The organism is Pedobacter sp. 01T416_2, from assembly GCF_056398925.1.
The window spans coordinates 1-1710 of the sequence record NZ_JBFTQI010001014.1 but is presented as its reverse complement, the minus strand read 5'-3'; the positions used below and the strand labels follow the sequence as shown (position 1 = coordinate 1710).

Genomic DNA, 1710 nt, shown 5'->3' with positions numbered 1-1710 from the left:
ATCTCAATCAGGTAATGGTTATCGATATCGAAACTGTACCTCAATATCCATCTTTTCAAGATGTACCCCCGCATTTTCAGGAACTTTGGGAGCAGAAAACACATTATCAAAGAAGTTCAGACCAAACTGCTGAAGAATTTTATGAAAAAGCAGGCATTATGGCCGAATTCGGTAAGATTATCTGCATCAGCATGGGCATTTTCAGTGTACAGAACGAATCCTGCTCTTTGCGCATCAAATCTATTTTTGGCCATGATGAAAAAGAAATGCTGTTACAGTTTTCTGCTTTATTGAGTAAACAAATGCCTACCTTAATGTTCTGTGCGCACAATGGAAAAGAATTCGATTTCCCCTATTTATGCCGACGGTTATTGGTTAACGGCATAGAAATTCCGGTTCAATTGCAGCTTTCGGGCAAAAAACCCTGGGAAGTAAACCATATCGATACGATGGAACTTTGGAAATTCGGCGATTACAAACATTTTACTTCGTTAAACCTGCTGGCCGCTATTTTAGATATTCCTACACCTAAAGATGATATCAACGGCGCGCAGGTAAGGCAGGTTTATTATGAAGAAAAAAATCTCGATAGAATTGTTACCTATTGCCAGAAAGATGTAATTACTACCGCCCAGGTACTGTTAAAATTTAAAGGTATGAATATAATTCCGGCAGAAAACATTACAATTGTATCCTAAATGATGGTCGAAGTAAAACTGGAAATCCCAAAATATAATGATAAGGTAGGGTTGCAATCTAGCTGGGTAGATGGATTCATTCTCAAAACAGATATTATTGAAAATCAAATCCAGATTCATGCAAATAAAGAAGGACTCATTTCCCTTGCAAAACAGCTACTTTCCTTAGCACAAGATGAAACCCCAATTGGTTGTCACTATCATTTAGACGATTATGATAGTTTGGAAACAGGTTCAAATGAGCTTATTATATCAAAAATTTGATGCTAAACGTAGAAAACCTAAATATCGATTTTTATAACCAGGACGAAAAAACTTGGTTTAAAGCTGTAAAACAGATCAGTTTTAATGTAAAAAAAGGAACCGTTTTAGGTATTGTTGGCGAATCTGGTTCTGGAAAATCAGTTACATCTTTCTCTATTATGCGCTTGCATGATGAACGTGCCGCAAAAATTACCGGAGAAATAGATTTTGAAGACATTAGCCTGCTCAATCTCAGCTCAAACGAAATCCGCCAGATCAGGGGAAACCAGATCTCAATGATTTTTCAGGAACCCATGACTTCGCTCAATCCCGTTTTCACCTGCGGGTACCAAGTGGCAGAAGCCATTATGTTGCATCGAAAGGTAGATAAAGCGGAAGCCAGAAAACATACCATCGCATTATTTAATGAAGTGCAATTACCCCGACCAGAAAAAATATTTGATAGTTACCCACACCAAATATCAGGCGGGCAAAAGCAAAGGGTAATGATTGCCATGGCATTAAGCTGTGATCCAAAATTATTAATAGCTGATGAACCCACAACGGCATTAGACGTAACCGTTCAGAAAACAATTTTAGAGCTTCTGTTAAAACTGAAACAGGAACGGAATATGGCGATGATCTTTATCTCGCACGATTTAGGCGTAGTAAATGAAATTGCCGATGAAGTTGCTGTAATGTACAAAGGCGAAATTGTAGAGCAAGGCCCAGCGAAATCTATTTTCGAAAATCCACAACACCCGTACAC

Annotated in this window: 3 protein-coding genes; all 3 read left to right on the top strand. The window is 38.2% G+C overall.

What is annotated here, in order from left to right; genetic code table 11:
- Positions 1-698, top strand: a 698-nt coding sequence (locus AC1DPQ_RS26865; RefSeq protein WP_477611446.1) for a 3'-5' exonuclease, incomplete at its 5' end; no start/stop codon positions are given.
- Entirely contained in the window at positions 699-962 is a 264-nt protein-coding gene (locus AC1DPQ_RS26860; protein ID WP_477611445.1) for an Imm32 family immunity protein, read from the top strand.
- Positions 962-1710, top strand: a 749-nt coding sequence (locus AC1DPQ_RS26855) for an ATP-binding cassette domain-containing protein (protein ID WP_477611444.1), incomplete at its 3' end; no start/stop codon positions are given. The genes AC1DPQ_RS26860 and AC1DPQ_RS26855, both read left to right, overlap by 1 nt.

Excerpts from the sequence above, each read along its gene's own strand:
- AC1DPQ_RS26860 (WP_477611445.1), top strand. The coding sequence starts at position 699 with ATGATGGTCGAAGTAAAACTGGAAATCCCAAAATATAATGATAAGGTA.